The organism is Paenibacillus taichungensis, assembly GCF_050994985.1.
Lineage (GTDB): Bacteria > Bacillota > Bacilli > Paenibacillales > Paenibacillaceae > Paenibacillus > Paenibacillus taichungensis.
Window position 1 is genome coordinate 3,954,586 of the sequence record NZ_CP194720.1, and the last position, 20,710, is coordinate 3,975,295.

Annotated in this window: 17 protein-coding genes; 4 read left to right on the plus strand and 13 right to left on the minus strand. The window is 46.9% G+C overall.

The window, feature by feature from the left end; translation table 11 throughout:
• Positions 1 to 185 precede the first annotated feature (185 nt).
• Positions 186 to 1,055 carry an SDR family oxidoreductase gene (locus ACR1R9_RS17575; RefSeq protein WP_326067739.1) on the minus strand — a complete coding sequence of 290 codons (870 nt, stop codon included), beginning with the start codon at positions 1,053 to 1,055 and terminating at the stop codon, positions 186 to 188.
• Positions 1,056 to 1,488: 433 nt separating this feature from the next.
• Between ACR1R9_RS17575 and ACR1R9_RS17580 the strand changes: the two genes are divergently transcribed.
• Positions 1,489 to 3,048, plus strand: a complete 1,560-nt coding sequence (locus ACR1R9_RS17580) for a histidine kinase N-terminal 7TM domain-containing diguanylate cyclase (RefSeq protein ID WP_076289783.1) — start codon at positions 1,489 to 1,491, stop codon at positions 3,046 to 3,048.
• Between the two features lie 227 nt (positions 3,049 to 3,275).
• On the opposite strand, the gene ACR1R9_RS17585 is transcribed toward ACR1R9_RS17580, so the two are convergent.
• The 4 genes from ACR1R9_RS17585 to citZ all read right to left on the minus strand — a co-directional run bounded on the left by ACR1R9_RS17585 (position 3,276) and on the right by citZ (position 7,346).
• The gene (locus ACR1R9_RS17585; protein ID WP_099854726.1) at positions 3,276 to 3,701 is read right to left on the minus strand and encodes a hypothetical protein; all 426 of its coding nucleotides are present in this window, start codon (positions 3,699 to 3,701) and stop codon (positions 3,276 to 3,278) included.
• 138 nt (positions 3,702 to 3,839) lie between these two features.
• Positions 3,840 to 4,781 (minus strand): malate dehydrogenase, encoded by a 942-nt coding sequence (mdh, locus tag ACR1R9_RS17590; RefSeq protein WP_076289784.1) that lies wholly within the window; start codon positions 4,779 to 4,781, stop codon positions 3,840 to 3,842.
• A gap of 15 nt (positions 4,782 to 4,796) precedes the next feature.
• Positions 4,797 to 6,089 (minus strand): NADP-dependent isocitrate dehydrogenase, encoded by a 1,293-nt coding sequence (gene icd / locus ACR1R9_RS17595; RefSeq protein ID WP_062329572.1) that lies wholly within the window; start codon positions 6,087 to 6,089, stop codon positions 4,797 to 4,799.
• A 144-nt stretch (positions 6,090 to 6,233) separates the two neighbouring features.
• Positions 6,234 to 7,346 carry a citrate synthase gene (gene citZ / locus ACR1R9_RS17600; RefSeq protein WP_076289785.1) on the minus strand — a complete coding sequence of 371 codons (1,113 nt, stop codon included), beginning with the start codon at positions 7,344 to 7,346 and terminating at the stop codon, positions 6,234 to 6,236.
• A gap of 478 nt (positions 7,347 to 7,824) precedes the next feature.
• Between citZ and ytvI the strand changes: the two genes are divergently transcribed.
• The gene (ytvI, locus tag ACR1R9_RS17605) at positions 7,825 to 8,943 is read left to right on the plus strand and encodes a sporulation integral membrane protein YtvI (protein ID WP_076289786.1); all 1,119 of its coding nucleotides are present in this window, start codon (positions 7,825 to 7,827) and stop codon (positions 8,941 to 8,943) included.
• 111 nt (positions 8,944 to 9,054) lie between these two features.
• On the opposite strand, the gene ACR1R9_RS17610 is transcribed toward ytvI, so the two are convergent.
• The 8 genes from ACR1R9_RS17610 to ACR1R9_RS17645 form a co-directional block, all read right to left on the minus strand.
• Complete coding sequence (locus tag ACR1R9_RS17610; protein WP_076289787.1) at positions 9,055 to 9,456, minus strand: FxsA family protein; 402 nt, start codon at positions 9,454 to 9,456, stop codon at positions 9,055 to 9,057.
• Between the two features lie 6 nt (positions 9,457 to 9,462).
• On the minus strand, positions 9,463 to 9,969 hold the full coding sequence (locus tag ACR1R9_RS17615; RefSeq protein ID WP_076289788.1) for an acyl-CoA thioesterase: 507 nt from the start codon (positions 9,967 to 9,969) through the stop codon (positions 9,463 to 9,465).
• Between the two features lie 130 nt (positions 9,970 to 10,099).
• Positions 10,100 to 11,527, minus strand: a complete 1,428-nt coding sequence (gene pyk / locus ACR1R9_RS17620) for a pyruvate kinase (RefSeq protein WP_063568089.1) — start codon at positions 11,525 to 11,527, stop codon at positions 10,100 to 10,102.
• Between the two features lie 105 nt (positions 11,528 to 11,632).
• The gene (locus ACR1R9_RS17625; RefSeq protein ID WP_076289789.1) at positions 11,633 to 12,664 is read right to left on the minus strand and encodes an acetyl-CoA carboxylase carboxyltransferase subunit alpha; all 1,032 of its coding nucleotides are present in this window, start codon (positions 12,662 to 12,664) and stop codon (positions 11,633 to 11,635) included.
• Positions 12,665 to 13,558, minus strand: a complete 894-nt coding sequence (gene accD, locus ACR1R9_RS17630; protein ID WP_053783533.1) for an acetyl-CoA carboxylase, carboxyltransferase subunit beta — start codon at positions 13,556 to 13,558, stop codon at positions 12,665 to 12,667. It lies immediately after the preceding gene.
• Positions 13,559 to 13,964: 406 nt separating this feature from the next.
• On the minus strand, positions 13,965 to 14,153 hold the full coding sequence (locus ACR1R9_RS17635) for a hypothetical protein (protein ID WP_017689496.1): 189 nt from the start codon (positions 14,151 to 14,153) through the stop codon (positions 13,965 to 13,967).
• A gap of 285 nt (positions 14,154 to 14,438) precedes the next feature.
• Entirely contained in the window at positions 14,439 to 14,930 is a 492-nt protein-coding gene (locus ACR1R9_RS17640; RefSeq protein WP_024629130.1) for a phosphatidylglycerophosphatase A family protein, read from the minus strand.
• Between the two features lie 555 nt (positions 14,931 to 15,485).
• Positions 15,486 to 19,550 (minus strand): DNA polymerase III subunit alpha, encoded by a 4,065-nt coding sequence (locus tag ACR1R9_RS17645; RefSeq protein ID WP_433923095.1) that lies wholly within the window; start codon positions 19,548 to 19,550, stop codon positions 15,486 to 15,488.
• A gap of 307 nt (positions 19,551 to 19,857) precedes the next feature.
• Between ACR1R9_RS17645 and ACR1R9_RS17650 the strand changes: the two genes are divergently transcribed.
• Together ACR1R9_RS17650 and ACR1R9_RS17655 are read left to right on the plus strand one after the other, a co-directional pair.
• Positions 19,858 to 20,187 (plus strand): YtrH family sporulation protein, encoded by a 330-nt coding sequence (locus tag ACR1R9_RS17650; RefSeq protein ID WP_024629128.1) that lies wholly within the window; start codon positions 19,858 to 19,860, stop codon positions 20,185 to 20,187.
• 21 nt (positions 20,188 to 20,208) lie between these two features.
• Entirely contained in the window at positions 20,209 to 20,697 is a 489-nt protein-coding gene (locus ACR1R9_RS17655; RefSeq protein WP_076289791.1) for a hypothetical protein, read from the plus strand.
• Positions 20,698 to 20,710 lie beyond the last annotated feature (13 nt).

Sequence of the window (20,710 nt, forward strand, 5' to 3'; positions counted from 1 at the left end):
GCTGTTCTAGAACTATCCACTGGCAAGCCTAATGATAAAATATCATGATTGTATCAACGCCGATCCCGACTTTTGTAAATAGGATCAAAATTAAATCCATTTCGCAATATACTCATAAAAAAAGACGTATCGACCAGTCGTGCTGGTAAACGATACGCCTTCATTCGAATTACGCCGTCAATGGATTATCCGTTGACCACTTCGCCGCCATTAACGTGCATCACCTGACCGCTCACGTAGGAAGAATCGTCCGAAGCGAGATACACGTAAGCTGGAGCCAGTTCATCCGGTTGCCCTGGACGTTTCATCGGCTGAGTTGCACCAAATTCGCTCACTTTTTTCTCATCAAATGTGGATGGAATGAGCGGGGTCCAAATCGGCCCTGGAGCGACAGCATTCACACGAATTCCCTTCTCCACAACGTTCATCGACAAGGAGCGTGTAAATGAAGTGATAGCTCCTTTCGTAGATGAATAATCAATTAACGTCGGATTTCCGCGATATGCGGTAATGGAGGTTGTATTAATGATTGTACTGCCTTTCTTAAGATGTGGCAGAGCAGCCTGTGTAATATAAAACATGCCAAAAATATTTGTGCGGAACGTACGCTCCAACTGTTCTGGAGTAATATCCTCCAGCTGCTGCTGGGGATGCTGCTCCGCTGCATTATTCACGACAATATCCAGCTTGCCCAGCTGATCTACTGTCTGTTGCACGGATTTCTTGGCAAAGGCATTGTCACCAATGTCACCGGCAATCAAAATACATTTGCGTCCTTCCTGCTCGACCTGACGTTTGGTCTCTTCTGCATCCTCATGTTCACTCAGGTATATAATCGCTACATCTGCGCCTTCTTTCGCATATGTAACGGCAACAGCACGTCCAATTCCGCTGTCTCCACCCGTGATCAGAGCAACCTTATCCAACAATTTACCGGCTGCTTTATATTCAGGTTTCTCAAACTCTGGCTTGGGGTGCATCTCCGATTCAATACCCGGGCGCTGATTCTGATGTTGGGCTGGCATCGTCTTTTTGTTTTGTGTGTTGGTTGACATCTGGCATTTCTCCTCTCAAAATGGAATATCTGATCTAGTCTCATTCTGTAGGATGGCATGAACATTACAGATTATTCCCTTTTTCAACAGTCATGCTTCAAAGTCCCTGATCTATTGCCTCGATACATACTTACCACTCGCTTTTGGCGGTTAAACAACAAATTCCCTATACTAAAATGGTTGTTTCTTTATCTTCTCTCGTAAACATGCTGTAACTGAGGCAAAGCCGCATTGAATTCGATCTATATTTCCAAACATTCGAAATTTTTTCGAAATTGACCGATTCACCACCCAAATTGTATTCCTATGCCGTAGGGGCTGATGTACAATGTACAGTATACAGATAAGCTTTAAACAGCATTAATTCAGTTTGAATGAGACTGTCGTACTTCCAACTTAGCAAATATTCTGATCTAATATGGAGACCTAACCCATGGAATCGCACATTAATTCTTATATAACACTTGTAACTACTTCAGCTGTGCTGAATGTTTTTCTGTGTTTATATACTTATGTTAGAAGAGCAGAAATCCCCAGTTCGAAGATATTCATTCTCTATACAGCAGCTCTGTCTGTTTACACCTTCGGATACGCGATTGAGCTCGCCAGCAATACACTGGAGCAGATGAAATTCTGGACGGTCGTCGAATACATCGGCATGCCTTTCTCCGCCTCTCTTGGACTGATGCTCATGATGCAATACACAGGTAAAAAGTTATCCAAAAAAGCTTCTGCGGCGCTGTTTGTAATCCCTTCCATTACCTTGTTCATGGTCGCAACAAATGATTTTCATCATCTTTTCTATAAAAGAGTATGGCTAAGAGAAGATAGTCCCGTCCCTCTAATGGATATTGCCATAGGGCAATGGTACGTTGTTCATGGTGCATTCACCTTTTCCTGTCTGCTATGTGCCTGCCTTATTCTCGTCGGACAATGGAAACATACCAAAAAGATGTATCGTCGTCAGTTACTCACACTGATCACTTCACAACTTATTCCTATGGTAGCGGCCTTTGTGTATTTGCTTGGTCTGACCCCAGGTGGTATGGACCCGGTTCCGGTTCTCATGTGCATTACATCCGCAATGTACATCTGGGCCATTCTATCATCCCGACTGCTAACCATCGTACCTATTGCCAAAGATAGTATCTTTGAGAGCATGCGTGAAGGCGTTATTGTGCTGGATAGTTCCAATCGTCTCGTCGATTACAACAAATCTCTGCGTGATATGCTTCCAGAGCTTGATTTCAGCATGGTGGGTCAACATCTGAACGATATATGGCTATCCCTTGCCGGCGAGACCTTTCCAGTAGAATATGGCCGAGAAGGTCTGCAAACCGATTTGTACTGGCAATTGAGCGGAGAGACCGTCTGTTATCAAGTAAGGACCTCTTATGTTTATAACAAAGAAGGACAGGCCGTTGGCACTCTGATTATGCTGATTGATATTACAGAGCAACGTTTCCTTCAGGAACAACTGAAACAAATGGCTTACTTTGATGGTCTCACCAAAATTTATAACCGTACGCAGTTCCTACTTAGAGGTCGAGAGATACTGAGCGAAGCCCAGCTTAATCTGCGGCCTGCAGCCTTTATATTATTTGACATTGATTTTTTCAAACGAATTAACGATACCTATGGACATGACGTTGGCGATCAGGCGATCATTCATGTGGTCTCTGTATGTAATCGTTATCTGAATTCGGAGATGTTGTTTGCACGTTATGGAGGAGAAGAGTTTGTTATCGCGGTACCCAATGCCTCCCTCCAAGACGGTGAGCAGCTTGCTGAGAAGTTACGCGTGGCTTTGTTGAATGACCCGCTGGAGGTACAAGGTACTCGTATTCCACTGACTTCAAGCTTTGGAGTGGCGCAATATAATGGAGGGTCCGATTCTTTGGAATCCTTACTGCGTGATGCCGATACAGCACTATATGAATCCAAGCGTAACGGTCGTAACACCGTATTTGCCCACGCTGTGAGCCTGAGTTAACTAAATGTAGAGTAAACAAAGTGAACCTATACATGCCGCTAGTTCAACACCACCACCTCGCTTCTTGTCAGACATTTTGCCAAAATAAAGCGAACAAAAATAGACAGCCTCTGGGCTGTCTATTTCACTACGATTCAAGATTTCACTTTCTTATTCAGCTTGTCCCAACGTTAGAAGTGCAAACGTTTTAAGTTAAGCTCGCCAATAAAACTTGTTCGCAGCAGTTATTAGATTACCTGGTTGTTCACCATCAGATATACCATAATGAGCAGGAATACGGCCAGTAATGTGCTGAACGTACGAATCTTGCTCTGCTCTGCACTGACGTCACGATTGCTTTTCACAGCCTCTGCTGCCAACCGTAGCGGTTTCCCCATAATGCCACCAATTGCTGCGATAGCCAGCAACAATACCACTACTACGCCCATCCACACATAGGAATAGTCACCCTTGGTCATCAAGTAACCACCCGTAAGAAGCTGAATCACAAGTCCGTACTGTGCGATACGGTTCAATGAACGGAGCGATGCAAATGCTCCCTCTTGAGCGGCGACACTCAAGGTCCGGATTTTGCCAACTACGAATGGCAAGATCAGATAGAAGCCCATCGCCAGTGCTCCAATAATATGGAGCAAATACATAATCATTGTCAAAATGTCCATCCTCCTCAAAAATTTCATTCAGTGTGCTATACATCACATCTCATTATACTGGGGAACTTATCCAAAGAAAAGAAAACCTCCGGATGATCCGGAGGTTTTCTGTCTGTTCCTGTCAAAAAAATTTCAAACTTACAAGTTTACTACTGAAATGACGTTACGAACCGAATCCGCAGATTTGTCTAGTCCCGCTTTTTCTTCAGCAGTCAGTTCCAGTTCAAATATTTTTTCGATTCCGTTACCACCCAGAACGGTTGGCACACCAAGGAACAAGTCGTTGTAGCCATATTCCCCTTCAAGGTAAGCAATAACCGGAATGATTCGTTTTTTGTCTTTCAAAATGGCTTCGGTCATTTGCACCAATGAAGCTGCTGGTGCATAATATGCGCTGCCATTTCCAAGCAGGTTCACGATCTCACCGCCGCCAACACGTGTGCGTTGTACGATGGCTTCAATGCGATCTGCCGGGATGAGGGTATCGATTGGAATCCCGCCAACGCTGGAATAACGAACGAGTGGTACCATATCGTCTCCGTGTCCGCCAAGCACGAATCCACGGACGTCTTCAACCGATACATTCAGCTCTTGTGCAATGAATGTACAATAACGTGCAGTATCCAGTACACCGGACTGACCGATTACGCGGTTTTTAGGAAAACCAAGCGTCTGATAAGCTGCATATGTCATTGCATCTACCGGGTTGCTTAGAATAATGACGATGGAATCAGGGCAATATTTTTTCACATTTTCACAAACAGACTTCACGATTCCTGCATTCGTGTTGACCAGATCATCACGGCTCATACCCGGTTTACGGGCAATACCTGCCGTAATAATAACAATCTCCGAACCTGCAGTATCCTCGTAGTTGGAAGTACCGACGATATTGCTGTCGAAGCCCTGAACAGGACTAGCTTCCCACATGTCGAGCGCTTTACCTTTAGTCGGGTTTTCCAGTTGTGGAATATCAACCAGAATTACATCCCCGAGTTCTTTTTGGGCAAGCATCAAAGCCGTTGTAGCTCCGGTAAATCCGGCGCCGACTACTGTGATTTTTTTGCGCTGAATAGTCACGATTCACATCTCCCCTTACAGGTTTTTAATGATTTGATCAGCAAATTCAGAACATTTCACTTCAGTAGCGCCGTCCATCAGACGTGCAAAGTCATAAGTTACTGTTTTGTTGTTGATGGAAGTTTCCATACCTTTGTAGATCAGGTTAGCTGCTTCTTGCCATCCCAGGTGCTCAAGCAACATAACGCCGGACAGAATAACGGAACCAGGGTTCACGACATCTTTGTCTGCATATTTAGGTGCAGTACCATGAGTAGCTTCGAAGATAGCATGTCCTGTTACATAGTTGATGTTCGCTCCTGGAGCGATACCAATTCCGCCAACTTGTGCAGCAAGTGCATCGGACAGATAGTCACCATTCAGGTTCAACGTTGCGATTACATCGAACTCACCTGGACGAGTCAATACTTGTTGCAGAGCGATATCGGCAATAGCATCTTTCACGATGATTTTGCCAGCATCTTCAGCTGCTTTTTGAGCTGCATTAGCTGCATCCGTACCGTCTTTTTCTTTAATGATATCGTATTGTGCCCAAGTGAACACTTTATCAGCGAACTCTTCTTCAGCAACTTCATAACCCCAGTTTTTGAAGGCACCTTCTGTAAATTTCATGATATTACCTTTGTGTACCAATGTAACGCTCTTACGGTTGTGATCGATGGCATATTGTACTGCTGCACGTACCAAACGTTTGGAACCTTCAGAGGATACTGGCTTGATACCAATACCGGAAGTTTCAGGGAAGCGGATTTTGTTTGCTCCCATCTCCTGTTGCAGGAATTGGATTACTTTTTTCACTTCTTCGGAACCTTCTGCGTATTCAATACCCGCATAGATATCTTCCGTATTCTCACGGAAAATGACCATGTCTACCAGCTCAGGACGTTTAACCGGAGAAGGTACACCATCAAAATAACGAACAGGACGCAAGCAAGTGTACAGATCCAGTTCTTGACGAAGCGCTACGTTCAGGGAACGAATTCCGCCGCCGATAGGTGTAGTCAGTGGTCCTTTAATCGCTACGATATACTCGCGAATGGCTTCAAGCGTATCGTTTGGCAGCCACTCCCCGTATGTATTGAATGCTTTCTCGCCAGCAAACACTTCGTACCATGCGATTTTTTTGTTGCCGTCATATGCTTTTTCAACAGCTGCATCCAATACACGTTTGGAAGCCTTCCAGATGTCACGGCCTGTACCGTCACCTTCGATAAATGGAATGATCGGGTTATTAGGTACTTGCAGTGTACCGTTATCAATTTGAATTTTTTCGCCTTCAGTTGGGTGAGCAAATTTTTCTAATTTCATTAGTATAATTCCTCCTTGGGTTTCGTAGATGCAGTATGATAACATACCGCTTGTCTTGTTGGAGGAAGGGTTATGAACAGGCTGACCGTATTAGCCAACAGGTTATACCCTTCATCCTTTTTTATTATACTGGTTTTGATGCCATTAGCGAAGTTCGATTGAAACGTACTTCTGATCTGTTGGGCCTGTGTACTCGGCGCGCGGACGAATAATACGGTTATCCGCAAGTTGTTCCAGAATATGAGCAGTCCAACCTGATACACGGCTAATCGCAAAGATTGGTGTAAACAGTACCTCTTCAATACCCAATTGGGTGTATACGGAAGCGGAATAGAAATCTACATTTGGTTTCAGACCTTTTTGTCCTGTTACCAGTTCTTCGATCTTCACCGACATTTCGTACAGGCGTGTATCGTTGTTCATTTCTCCCAGTTCCTTGGACATCTTTTGCAGATGTTTTGCACGTGGGTCTCCATTTTTGTATACACGGTGTCCAAAGCCCATGATCTTCTCACGGTTGTTCAATTTTTCTTGAATAGCCGCCTCCAGACGATCAGGTGTACCAATCTCATTCAGCATTTTCATAACGGCTTCATTTGCACCGCCATGCAATGGTCCCTTCAATGCGCCAATCGCAGAAGTTACTCCCGAATAGATGTCGGACAGCGTAGCTACTGTTACACGTGCTGCAAATGTAGAAGCGTTCAACTCGTGATCCGCATGCAGGACAAGCGCTTGATCAAGGGCTTTAACAGCGGTCTCGGCTGGTTGTTCTCCAGTCATCATATATAAAAAGTTTTCTGCGATGGAAGCGCCTTCTTTTGGGGCCACAGGTTCTTTGCCCTGACGGATACGGGCTATGGCTGCCACAATGGTTGGCAACTGCGCTTGCAGCTTAACCGCTTTGTTCTCATTCGCTTCCGCTGTCATCTCGTCAGCCTGCTCATCGTACAGAGCCAGTGCGGATACTGCGGAACGCAGTGCTGCCATGGTACTCATGTTTTTCGGATACAATTGGATTTGTGCAATCAACTCGCTCGGAATCGGCGCGTAATCGCTCAGGCTTTTGCGAAGGGATTTCAGTTCATCCGTAGTTGGCAATTTACCAAACCACAGTAAATAGGCAACTTCTTCAAAGCTTGCATGTTCTGCCAGATCGTCAATATCGTAACCACGGTATGTAAGCACACCGTCTACAATGGAGCTGATCGAAGAGGTTGTTGCAACGATGCCTTCCAGACCTTTGGTAGCTGTCATATTACATCTCTCCTTTAATAAACGAAATCAAGAACCCATCCAGAGTGTCATCTACGTGCTTAAACGCACTCGTCCTTCTTTTGTAACCATTTACATTTTAAAATTAATAAATACCTCAATATCCGGTTTTCATATCTGTCAATCGGTATTTCCTTATCTCATCATACTGGATTTTGTCGTTTATGTGAACATGATGCGAGGTCATCCGCACATCAAACTTCTTTATCAGACCGATAAAGCATTTTTGAAAACCTTTACAAAAACAAGGTTGACATTTTATTCTTTTTATATAAATCCGTGCTATAAATCAAGTTTTTATTGCTATATTTTGTGAACATGAGGCATACTCTAGGCAAAAGAAAAGATATAATTCGACGACATCCTGGCGTTTCAAATCAGTGTATTTGCTCTATATTAACTAGATAGCTTCCTGTGCTTCCCTCATGGTAGCTTGAAATGGAATAAGGAGAGTTGATGCTTGGATAGAATCATAATGAAACGCCTGTTGCGCGGCTTATGGGTGATTATCGCGACCATACTCATTGCCGTTGCCATATACCTGCTGTTCCCTCTGTTATATCCTTTTGCCATCGCCTGGATTATCGCCTATGCGATGAATCCTCTGGTGAAGTTGCTTCAATACAAGGCCCGATTTCCCCGCTGGCTGGCTGTAACCTTATCACTAATCATTTATTTCGGGGCCATTGTCGTCGTATTATCTGCCGCGGTAACCCGTATGGTCAAGGAAGTTATTTCACTAACGACGAGCTTCGACCTTCATGTCGATGAGATAAAAGCTACGTTCGTCCGCTGGACTCAGAATGATACGATTCAGAGTTTAATTGGACAAATTAATGAATTTTACAAAGAAAATCCCAATTATCAGGAGACCATTAACAGCAATATTAGCAAAACAACCGAAACGGTAGGTACAGCAGTAACGGATCTGGTCACCGGATTTTTCAACATGATCCTGAACCTGCTCACTTCTCTACCCAATATGGGAGCCGTATTAATCGTGGTCCTGCTGTCAACTTTCTTTATTAGCAAAAGTTGGACCAGACATAGCATTACCGTATCGGGCTGGGTGCCCTCTTCCATTCGCAAACCGATTACTGACATATGGAATGATCTCAAAAAAGCACTGTTCGGTTATGCACGAGCCCAGTTGATCATGATCTCCATCACCGCATTATTTGTCATGATCGGATTGCTTGTGCTCCAGGTTAAGTCTGCCTTCACAATTGCTTTACTCATCGGTCTGGTGGATCTGCTTCCTTATCTCGGCGTCGGCTTGGTGATGGTTCCCTGGGCCGCATACCTGCTTATGAATGGAGATCTCTACCTGGGGATCGGCATCAGTATTGTATATCTTATTGTGCTGATTGCCCGCCAAATCATTGAACCCAAAGTGCTTGCCAGCAGTGTTGGGTTGGACCCTCTCGCCACATTGGTTGGCATGTTCGTCGGATTGAAGCTATTTGGTGTACTCGGTTTGATCATCGGTCCTGTCAGCCTCGTTATCCTTGATGCATTCAATCGAGCGAACGTATTCCGCGATCTCCGAACATACATTATTAACGGACGTGTCCGATGAATTCATGATTTCTGTTTTCTGTTATCCGCATATCATCAAAATTAAAAAAGGCACCGCTCATCAGAACGAATCTGGTGGTGGGTGCCTTTCTTTAACTCGTGCTGGTATGTCCTATTTTTTCGGACCACGATAAAACTTAATACTTCCGTTTCTCATTTTTTTCTCCAGCCAGCCCAGGAAGAATAGACGGTATACTGAACGTGTTACTGGAAACAACAGTGTAAAACCGATCAGATCTGTGATAAATCCCGGAATCAACAGTAGGAAACCACCGACAAAAATAAATAGTCCATCTACCATTTTCCTTCCGGGCACCTTACCGCGCTCCATCTCGGATTTGGCATCAATAAGTACTTTTCGTCCTTCAAACTGCAACATTGCTATACCGATCAAGGACGTGAGAATCATGAGAAGCAGTGTCTTTCCGGCTCCAATCCAGTCACTCATAAGAATGAAACCAAACAGTTCAATCACCGGAATGATTAATAGCAGGGCCCACATCCATTTTCGCATTACGTATTACCCCTTTCCTGAAAGCCACACTTTCTCAAGCGCGCTGTAGAGCTCAGAAGCTGCCTTATCCAGCCTGACTGGCTTCCAGTCCCCATTGACCCATACATGCTGGGTAGAGCCTGTAACCAACCGTTCACCAGGAAGGGACTCCTCAGATGACCATACTCGTTGCCCAACGTCTATCTGCTCATTAAGGTCTGGAGTCATGCGCCTTATGTCATACTCATAGTTCAGTCGCAGACCACTAAATGCAGCAATACGGGTGAAAATGACAATGTCATCATCATACCGGGCAGGTTTATGATATTTCACATCAAGTCCGGTTACCGGAAGCAGTAACCCCTGTTCCTCCATTTTACGATATGTATACCCCATTTGGCGAATCATCTCGGTTCGACCGATTTCAAACCAATTCAAATAGTTAGCGTGATAGACAACACCCATCTGATCACTTTCTTGATAACGCACGCGAAGGCGTGCAGTGTACCAACTGCCATTGCTTTGTTGTTGCATGTTACAGGCCTCCTTCGATATACCAATGCTTACGTATCTAGCGGCGTTAAAGTGTCATAAAGATGGAAAAAAAGCAACGGGACGCAAACGCCCCATTGCTTCATTCCTGTTGCTTCTCGTCCAAACACAATTATGCGTTGTTTGGAATTTGGCTTACTTTGATCAGGTTAGTGGAACCCGAACGACCCAAAGGTACACCCGCTGTAATAACAACAAGGTCTCCTTCTTTTACAAGTCCGGATTTCACGCCGCCTTCAATTGCATTTTCAAACAAAGCGTCAGTGGAATCCACAAGTCTTCCTTTGACTGGTGTTACACCCCAAGCCAATGCAAGGCGACGGGAAGTTCTGTCTTCCGTTGTCACCGCGATGATTGGAGATTCTGGACGATATTTAGAAATCATGCGTGCTGTATGACCGGATTCAGTCGAAGTAATGATCGCTTTAGCGTTCAGATCTTGAGCTGACAGGGCAACAGATTGGCTGATTGCTTCAGTAACTGTTGTTTGTTGAGCAACACGTTGTTTCAGATACAGCTCTTGGTAAGGCAGAGCGGATTCTGCTTTTTCGGCAATACGGGACATTGTCAGAACGGATTCAACTGGGTATTTACCCGCAGCTGTTTCACCTGACAACATGATTGCATCTGTACCGTCAAAGATCGCATTAGCCACGTCACTTGCTTCTGCACGTGTTGGACGCGGGTTGCGTTGCATGGAATCCAACATTTGTGTAGCTGTGATAACCGGTTTGCCTGCAACGTTACATTTTTCGATCATGCGTTTTTGTACCAGTGGTACTTCTTCCGCAGGAATCTCTACACCCAGGTCTCCACGAGCAACCATCAGGCCATCGGACACTTCAAGGATTTCATCCAAGTTGTCCACACCTTGTTGGTTCTCAATTTTAGAGATGATTTGGATATGTCCGGCATTGTGTTTTTCAAGCAATTCACGAATCTCAAGGACGTCGCTTGCTTTACGAACAAAAGAAGCCGCGATGAAATCGACACCTTGTTCGATACCGAATACGATATCGTTGGCATCTTTTTCAGTGATACCCGGCAGAGAAATAGCAACTCCCGGAACGTTAACACCTTTTTTGCTTTTGATCGTACCACCGTTAACGATACGGCATTTGATCTCGGTGCCTTGCACTTCCACCACAGTCAGTCCGATCAGACCGTCGTCGATCAGAATTGTAGATCCCGGTTCAACATCACTCGGAAGATCTGCATACGTAATGGAAAGACGTTCTTTGGTGCCCAGAATTTCTTCTGTTGTCAAAGTGATGTACTCGTCTTGAACCAATTCGATAGGCTCCACTTCGAGTTTACCTGTCCGAATTTCCGGTCCTTTGGTGTCCAGCAAGATCGCTACTGTCTTGTTCAGCTCTTCGCACGCTTGGCGAATTGCTGTGATCCGTCCGCCGTGCTCATCGAAATCACCGTGGGAGAAGTTCAAACGGGCCACGTTCATACCGGCCATAATCAATTTTTTGGTATTTTCCAATGATTCACTGGATGGACCAATCGTACATACAATCTTTGTTTTGCGCATTTTGGGTTTCCTCCGATTTTAAAGGTCTATCTTTTTATCTCTTTTTCTTTTTCCAACTATTAAATTTACTATACTTTTGCTCATTTGTATAGGAAATTCGTCACATCATTCTGCATTTCCCGACAAATTACCTGCTGTATCGACTTCAACTGGCACTTGGGGAACTTCTATCTGCACTTCAGGTTCAAACGTGACTGATCCAATTTTACGGAATTTCTCATACCGATCCTGTTTCAATTGGTCACCACTCCAACCTTTCATCTCGTCCAGATGACGAACCAAAGCCTCGCTTATCGCAGCCGCAGATTCTTCATAATCCCGATGAGCACCGCCGCGTGGCTCAGGAATTATTTCTTCAATGACCTCCATCTCCAGAAGGTCTTTGGCCGTTATTTTCATCGCTTCGGCCGCCTGATCTGCCTTGGATGCATCTTTCCAAAGAATGGACGCAGCACCGTTCGGAGAGATCGCAGAGTAAATCGCATGCTCCAGCATCAACACACGATTACCCACAGCCATAGCTAGAGCCCCGCCGCTGCCGCCTTCGCCGATGACCACTATGATAACGGGCACCGAGAGCTTCGCCATTTCAAGCAGGTTACGGGCAATAGCTTCCGATTGACCTCTCTCTTCAGCAGTATTACCCGGATACGCCCCTTTAGTATCAACGAATGTAATAATTGGACGACCAAATTTGTTCGCTTGCTTCATCAGACGCAGCCCTTTTCGGAAACCTTCCGGATGTGCGCTCCCAAAAAAACGGGCGATATTATCTTTTGTATCTTTCCCCCGCTGTTGGCCGATAACCGTTACTGTTTTTCCGTTCAGCTTCGCCAGTCCGCCAACGACCGCAAGATCATCTCCGAACATGCGATCACCGTGCAACTCCATGAAATCGGTAAATATCAATTGGATCAGATCCAGTGCCGTCGGACGCTGCTGATGCCGCGCCAAATGCATTTTCTGGGCAGCCGTTATGCCGGAATAAATCTCTTCTTCGAGTCTATGATAACGTTCTTCCAGGCGGGCAATTTCATCGGTGAAGTCGATGCCTTTTTCCTGTCCAAACTGTACGAGCTCTTCGATCTTTTTGCGCATCTCAACCAGAGGCGCTTCATATGGCAACTCACCCGCCATTTAGACCCCTCCTTTTTCACTATGCATGTCTAGAAGCTTGCCAAGGGTGGCTCGAAGTTCTTTGCGATGGACCACCATGTCCAGCTGGCCGTGCTGCAAATTAAATTCTGCCGTCTGGAAATCATCAGGCAGTTTCTGACGGATTGTCTGCTCAATGACGATTCTACCGGCGAAGCCAAATACAGCTCCCGGCTCAGCAATGATGATATCACCAAGGCTCGCAAAACTGGCCGAAACTCCACCTGTCGTCGGATCGGTGATGACCGAAATATATAACCCACCCTGTTCATCCAAACGGGACAAAGCCGCGCTTGTTTTTGCCATTTGCATAAGGCTAAGAATACTCTCTTGCATCCGGGCACCCCCAGATGTTGAGAAAATGATCAAAGGCAAGCGTTTCTCTGTTGCATGCTCAATCGCACGAGTAATTTTCTCCCCTACTACCGAACCCATACTGCCTGTGAAGAAGTCGAAGCTCATGACAGCAACAACCACAGGCAAACCTTCTATGGTTCCCTCACCCGTAATGACAGCTTCCTTCAGTCCAGACTTCAGGCGCTGTTGTTCCAGTTTGTTGCTATATCCAGGGAAGTCGAGCGGATCAACCGAGATCATATCAGCGTCATGCTCCACAAACCCTTGCTCATCTAGAACCATAGCAATACGTTCCATTGCGTTCAACCGCATATGGTAACCGCAAGCCGGACATACTTTTAAATTTTTTTCCAATTCCTTGCTATATTGAATCGTGCCGCATTTGCTGCACTTGTTCATAAGCCCTTCAGGTATTTCCCGTTTTGGACGTTCTCCAGCTTCCTGACCTTCGCCACGAAGCGCACGCTCGGAAGGTATGGTGGCGTACTTCCGTTTTTTTTGGAATATATCTTTGAACACAACTACACCTCTCCAGCCGTTGATTTGATGGCCGCAACCTGCAGTCCGTTGCATGTAGCAACTTCATCCGCGCGCTGCGGTAAACCGCTTACGACCCATACGCTGCCATGGGCCTTGTCCAGCATTCACAACAAAAAAATCCGCCGGTATAAGGCAAGGATCAGCGGCTTCTGTCAGCACGATTGATGTTACCTGCAATAACCGAAAGATTGTTGCGCCGATGTTTGAATCTGTCTTGGTAGGGTCTCTGGGAGCAATCTGGTCGGTCCTTGTCCTAACAAAAAAAGAAGGAAGGACAGCAGCATACAATACATGCAAGTCGATTCCTCACTCCGCTTACGCGGTCAGTCCCTTATGTACCATTGGTACTTCTTCATCTGCCAAGGCACGTCTGATATCGAATGAATCAGGAATGCAGAATCGAATTCAGCACTTCCTGAACCTCTTCCAATTCCCCTGAAGGGACGCGAATCTCAAATTGCTGCTTGGATAAACTGATGGGACGGGTCTGTACCAGAAAACCTTCTTCCGAAAGCTTGGTCTTAATCTTGTCCGCAACCTTTGCTGTCGGTGCAATGTAAATCACCGTCCACATGCCATGTCCGCCCCCTAAGCTAATGTTCAGAGCCCGTATATTGGACTAATGATAACATACCTCACTTTTTTTCTGCAAGGAAGGGTTCGGGACCTTTGGGGAGAAAACGAGATCTATAGGGACATTTGTCCCGCGAGGATAACCGATATGGTGATGCAATGATCCTAGGACTTTCCTTTTCAAAAAAGGGATTTCAGGCCGCTCAGGGCAGCAACAGCCACCCTGGATGACCTTCCATTGAACAAACAAAAGATACCAAATGAATGAAAACACAAATGAAGAAAATCAGATATCCGATGGATATTTCTTGGCTTTAATATTTTTGTGAGCAATTCGGGCAGAAGCAGCAGCGGCGAGCCCGGCAACCAGGTCGTCCAGAAAAACATGTATAGCTGGTCCTGCTTCATTCAGATCATGAATGACACCAATCTTTTCTTTATCCAGATAACCAAAACTGGTTAAACCGATCATACCATACACATGGGTAATGCCAAGAGCAAGAGTCTCGTCCACTCCATACAGGGATTCATCCGCCTCCATAATTGCCTGCAAAGGTTGCGGCAAAAGGCGTTTCTCAGCAAGCTCGTCGAGGGCTATACCTGTGTATAGCGTATATTGCACCTCACGTTTCTGCAGTACCGATTTTACACTCGTGACACAGTCATCCATAGTCAGTTCCGGGTGGTACCCTTTTTGCAGACGATATACAATTTCCGCGATTGCATCAATCTGTACACCCCGCCGGGCCAGCATGGCTTCTACGATTTCATATGACATATCTCGACCTCCCGCATCGCTCCCCCGAGGACCCCCAGGTCCTTCGGTGTTCTCAAGTGTATGCGGCAAACTCGCAAAATGTTCATAAAAAATGCGAAACGCGCATTCGCTTTGGCAGTCTGCTTATCCTATAAATTATGTAAAAAATTCACATATTACATGCTTGTGTTCAATATCTCCTTCCCCTTCATTCTTGATTTAATTTGGTAAAATAAATACAAAAAACCTGCTCGGCATTTGGCCGAACAGGCTTCATCTTGGGAATAAGAGGGGGTTCTCAAAGTCATGAACATGGCCTGGGATACCTTTTTAGTTTTATTCGATTCGGACCAAATGAAATCAACGCACGCGATAAGCTCCAATTTTTCACAAAACTGCGGTTTAACAATTACAGAGATGTTTTTTCGTCATTCTATAGGTCGTGCCGCAGTTTTGTACCTGAGTGACGTTACTGTAGTTCGTTAAACTTCGCGTTTTACGATCATCCGCCTGTTAAGGCGCGGTAGTTTCGTTAGCGCTTTGAATCGAGAAAACAATTACGTGCATGAAAACCAATTATTTTATTTTGACCGTCCCCTCACCCAGCATCTTCTCCATCTCGGAGAACAAAGAGGGCGAAGGTTTAATCCGGTAGGCATCACTCAATGCGAGCAGCTTCTGCTGCTGTTCATAGAAGAGCACCGTCGCAACCGGACCCGAATGCTGCTGAAGCAATTGTTTCAGTCGGGCGAGGAGCTCTGGATTCTCCGCCTGCGGAGTGATCTTCACGAACACTCGCTGCTCCATCACTCGCGGCCCACGACTCTGCTCCGTGCCGCCAGCGGCCTCATCGGCCCGGCGAGCCACGGAAGCAGCCCCATTAGCATCGGCCGCTCCAGATCCACCCGCAGCGCTGTGCGTCGCTGACGGGCCTTGGCTTCCGCTGCTGCGCTGTGCTCCGGCTCCCGCGCCAGCCGCCTGCCGTGGTGGAGCCGCCGGGCGCGAAGCACTGCCGCTGCCGGGCTTACCGCGCCGTTCGCGGCTGCGCAGCTGCTGTTCCAGTGCCGCCGATGACAACGGCGCCACTTCCTCAGCCAGCAGCTTGAACCCTTCGTCCTGCTGCTGCACCTTGGCGCGCACGACGAGCAGTTCACCTTTCCCGACATGCTGCTGGCTGCGCCGCCATACTTCGGGAAAGAGAACCACTTCACAGCGTTCGATCTGGTCTTCCAGCTCCATGAACGCCATAGCCTTGCCCTGTTTCGTCGTAATCGACTTCACAGACACAACCATACCGGCTGCGACGGCCATCGTATCGTCAGCCGCTTCCGTCAGTTCCATAATGCGATCTGCGCCGCTGGATTCAAGCACATCTTCGTAATCATCCAGTGGATGACCAGACAGATACAAACCTAACAGCTCACGCTCCAGCTCCAACTGCTGGCTCCCGGAATAAGGCGGAATTTCGGGATATTCAATCTCCCAGTTCGGCGTCTCGACAAAATCAAACAATTGAATTTGCAGATCCTCGCGTTCCTTGCGCCATTTCAGTGCGGCTTCCACGGTCTCATCCAGCATCGCCAGTAATTGGGCACGGTGCCCAGGCAATGTGTCAAAGGCTCCCGCCTGAATAAGCGATTCAATTACACGTTTGTTGCATACACGCAAATCGACGCGACGACAAAAATCGAGCAGGCTGTCGAACGGTCTTTCCTGCCGTACAATCATGATACTCTCCATCGCCTGGGTACCTACATTTTTCACCGCAGCCAGACCAAAACGTATCGCCCCGGTTGCTGTATCTGCATCAGAGTTCTGATTCGACAATCCATCTTTCTCCTGTACAGCGGACATTCCATGCTGTTCGGAATGCGAGGACTCCTCTTCCCCAGTCCCATGCAGGCGTTCTGCTGTAGAAACAGTCACTACGCCAGAATTATTTCGATCTTCGGACTGCTCTTGCACTGTCGTCGCTGCCTGCCACTCATATGCACCACTACCGTCTTCGTCTGGTTCGGGACCCGGGTCATCCGGCAGAGGTGCTTCACCGTACTCTGCTTGTCCGGAATAATGATCATCATGTACAGCACGTTCCACCGTAGAACCTGCTGTACCGTTCTCACCACTTTCTCCCCCTAAACGTTGGGTTTCTGCCGCTTGTCCAGCACTAGTTCTGCTAGATGATGCAAGCACAGGTGTAAACAGAATGCCGCTCTCATTCACATCCGGTGGAAGCACTTCAATATTCATGCGTCTGCATTCCACAACGTACTCCGCTACTTTACGGTGACTGCCCATAACGGCTGTTAACATGGATGCCATAAAATGAATGGGATAATGTGCTTTCAGATAAGCCGTCTGGAAAGCAAGCACGCCATACGCAGCGGCATGAGCACGCGGGAAACCATAGTTGGCAAACTTGACGATCATGTCATAGACCAGGTCTGCCTCCGCTTCAGTGTATCCTTGCTTAAGACTGCCCTGAACAAAATGCCCACGTTCGAGATCCAGTACTTCCCGTTTCTTCTTGGAAACCGCTCTACGGAGCAAATCCGCTTCACCAAGAGAGAAGCCTGCCATCCGGGAAGCAATCTGCATAATTTGTTCCTGATATACAATGATGCCATACGTATCCTTGAGAATGGACTCCAAATCCGCATGTGGATAATCCACTTCGATCTGTCCGTGTTTGCCCTGAATGTATTTGGATATGAACTCCATCGGGCCCGGACGATACAAGGCCAGTACGGAAATAATATCTTCAAATACACTCGGCTTCAGCTCCTTCAGGACACGACGCACTCCTGCGGATTCGAGCTGGAATATACCCATCGTGTCACCTCGACCAAGCATCTCATACGTGAGTGCATCATCGTCCGGAATATGACGAAAATCCGGAATTTCGCCATTTTCACCAATCCAGCGCAGACATCGTTCAATAATTGAAAGGGTACGCAGACCGAGGAAGTCCATTTTGAGCAGTCCAATAGACTCCAGGTTTTCCATGGAATATTGCGTTAGGGCCGTTCCCTCACTGCCCTCCTGAAGCGGAACAGCATCCGTCAGCGGATCACGGGAGATGACAACCCCCGCCGCATGCGTGGAAGCATGACGAGGCATGCCTTCCACCTTCATAGCCATATCGAGCAATTCACGTGTTTTCGGCTTGGTCTCATACAAAGCCTTCAGTTCAGGGGTGGCTTCCATTGCCCGCTGAATGTTAATACCAAGCTGTGCAGGAATCAGCTTCGCTGCCTTGTCCACCTCGCCGTAAGGCACATTCAGTGCACGTCCAACGTCCCGAACAGCAGCACGGGCAGCCATCGTACCAAAGGTAATAATTTGGGCGACATGGGCTTTACCGTATTTTTTCGCAACATACTCAATGACTTCGTCCCGACGTTCATCGCTGAAGTCGATATCAATATCCGGCATGGAGATCCTCTCCGGATTCAAAAACCGCTCGAAGAGCAGGTTATATTTCATGGGATCAACGTCTGTAATACGCAAGGTGTAGGCAACCAGACTACCTGCCGAGGAGCCACGACCCGGTCCGGTGACAATTCCCTGCTGGTGAGAATAGGCGATAAAATCCCATACGATCAGGAAATAATCCGAGAATCCCATACTGTCTATAACCCGGAGCTCATAATCCAGCCGCTGTTCAAGTTCGACTCTGAGCTCCGTATCCATCCAACGTGATGATTCACTATAGCGCTCTTCCATTCCCTCTTCGCACAACTGACGCAGATAGGCAGAAGGAGTTTTCCCTTCAGGAAGCGGTCTATATTCCGGCAAAATGGATTTACCGAACTCCAGCTGCAACTCACACGACTCCGCGATGCGAACCGTATTCGTCAAAGCCTCGGGCACATGGGGGAACAAACGCGCCATTTCTTTTTCACTTTTAAGATAGAGCTGATTGGTTCCGATGCGCAGCCGATTCTCGTCATCTACCGTTTTCCCTGTTCCGATGCAGATCAACACATCCTGAAGCTCGGCGTCCTCTTCGGACAGATAGTGCGCATCATTGGTCGCCACCAGTGGAATATCAAGCTCTGCTGCCAGACGGATCAGTTGGGGGTTCACTCTTTTTTGCTCAGATAGCCCGTGATCCTGCAGTTCCAGATAGAAATCGGCACCAAAAATATGTTTGTAACGCAGCGCCGCACGCTTCGCCTCTTCCTCGCGTCCATGCAGCAAATGCTGGGGAACCTCGCCTCCCAGACAAGCACTTAAACAGATGATACCCTCGTGATGAGCAGCCAGACTCTCCATATCAATACGTGGTTTGTAATGGAAGCCTTCCAAATGACCGATGGAGCATAGTTTCATCAGATTGCGATAACCCGTCATATTTTTGGCCAGTAAAATCAGATGATGGATCGGCTGATCCTTCCGGCTTCCCCGCTCTTTGCGAGACCCGGCAGTCATATAAGCCTCACATCCAATGATCGGCTTAATTCCCCGCTCGACGCATGCTTTATAGAAAGGAATAGCACCATACATTACACCGTGGTCGGTCAATGCCAGCGTAGTCATTCCGAGATCCGCGGCTTTATTCACGAGATCCGGTATACGCGCAGCGCCGTCCAGCAAACTATATTCACTGTGAACGTGCAAATGCACAAAAGAACTCATGTTTTTTTCTTCCTTTCGCCATGGATAGTCGCAGCAACCTTCTTGAATCAGGTTACAGCACTATCTTCTTCTATCCGTATTTTTCATCCTTCGGTTCAGACCGAAAGTTGCTTTCTGTTTTCATGTAAAATGCTCTATTAATGAAATGAATGAAAATATAAGGATTCATCCTATTGAAGAGTGTTTTATTATTCTATTTTATCATAACGTTCGGGGGCACGCCCATACAATAGAAGTACAAGCCGCTCCCCCTGTTACGGACCGAAGACAGGAGGTGTGCTGCTGGGTCTGAAAGGGGTGTTGCCGGATGAGCACATTTTTGTCCAAAGCTATTCTTGATTTCTTCATTGCGTTTGGGATCGTGCTGGGCGGCGCGATGATTGGAGGTATTGGAGCGGTGGTCTCTCTCCAGCCTCCGACACAGACGATGCTTGACGTCGCTGGGAAAATAAAAATTTGGGCGCTCGCGGCGGCCGTTGGCGGTACAATCGATCCGATGCGGGTGATCGAAAGCAACGTGCTGGACGGCAATCTGTCTCCGGCAGTCAAACAAATTTTGTATTTAATATCCGCATTTATGGGCGCCCACATGGGCACCGAACTGGTGAAATGGGTATGTGGTGGAGGACGGGGTTAGCATGACTCCAGAACAGCGCCCATGAGAATCCCGCCTTTTGCACGTTACCGCCCGCTTATGCGCATGACTGCTGTCTTTGTTCTGGGAATGATCGCCGGTTGTGTCGTGTACAACGGTGTATTTCACTTGAGTTACAACGAGTTGTGGCTCAACAATCAGGAGTTGCAGCTTCAGCTGCATCAGAATGAGGAGGATATTAAAACGCTGAAAAAATACAGTAAACGCCAAACCGTCATTAAGGAAATCAAGGTCCGTGCAGAAGATTCTGACAAAGGTCCGGACGAGGCCTCCCTGAAAGTGATGTTACAGAAACTGGGCGATGAACTTGAGGTGCTCCGGGGCCGCGACGTATTCAACATCGATGAGTACAGCAAAATGACGCGCATCATGCTGAACCAAAAAGTGTACACGGTCAGAGAAAAGGAATATACCGTTCAGGTGAAAACAATGCTGGTGATGGAAGGTGTGCTGCAAGTTTGGGTACAGATTCGGATGCACGTTCCGGCTTAGAAATAGATGATAG

Excerpts from the sequence above, each read along its gene's own strand:
- ACR1R9_RS17575 (WP_326067739.1), bottom strand. The coding sequence starts at position 1,055 with ATGTCAACCAACACACAAAACAAAAAGACGATGCCAGCCCAACATCAG.
- ACR1R9_RS17615 (WP_076289788.1), bottom strand. The coding sequence starts at position 9,969 with ATGCAACAACAAAGCAATGGCAGTTGGTACACTGCACGCCTTCGCGTG.
- ACR1R9_RS17640 (WP_024629130.1), bottom strand. The coding sequence starts at position 14,930 with ATGTCATATGAAATCGTAGAAGCCATGCTGGCCCGGCGGGGTGTACAG.
- ACR1R9_RS17645 (WP_433923095.1), bottom strand. The coding sequence starts at position 19,550 with ATGAGTTCTTTTGTGCATTTGCACGTTCACAGTGAATATAGTTTGCTG.
- pyk (WP_063568089.1), bottom strand. The coding sequence starts at position 11,527 with ATGCGCAAAACAAAGATTGTATGTACGATTGGTCCATCCAGTGAATCA.
- ACR1R9_RS17580 (WP_076289783.1), top strand. The coding sequence starts at position 1,489 with ATGGAATCGCACATTAATTCTTATATAACACTTGTAACTACTTCAGCT.
- ACR1R9_RS17625 (WP_076289789.1), bottom strand. The coding sequence starts at position 12,664 with ATGGCGGGTGAGTTGCCATATGAAGCGCCTCTGGTTGAGATGCGCAAA.
- citZ (WP_076289785.1), bottom strand. The coding sequence starts at position 7,346 with ATGACAGCTACCAAAGGTCTGGAAGGCATCGTTGCAACAACCTCTTCG.
- ACR1R9_RS17610 (WP_076289787.1), bottom strand. The coding sequence starts at position 9,456 with ATGCGAAAATGGATGTGGGCCCTGCTATTAATCATTCCGGTGATTGAA.
- icd (WP_062329572.1), bottom strand. The coding sequence starts at position 6,089 with ATGAAATTAGAAAAATTTGCTCACCCAACTGAAGGCGAAAAAATTCAA.
- ACR1R9_RS17655 (WP_076289791.1), top strand. The coding sequence starts at position 20,209 with ATGAGAATCCCGCCTTTTGCACGTTACCGCCCGCTTATGCGCATGACT.
- ACR1R9_RS17635 (WP_017689496.1), bottom strand. The coding sequence starts at position 14,153 with ATGTGGACGGTGATTTACATTGCACCGACAGCAAAGGTTGCGGACAAG.
- ACR1R9_RS17650 (WP_024629128.1), top strand. The coding sequence starts at position 19,858 with ATGAGCACATTTTTGTCCAAAGCTATTCTTGATTTCTTCATTGCGTTT.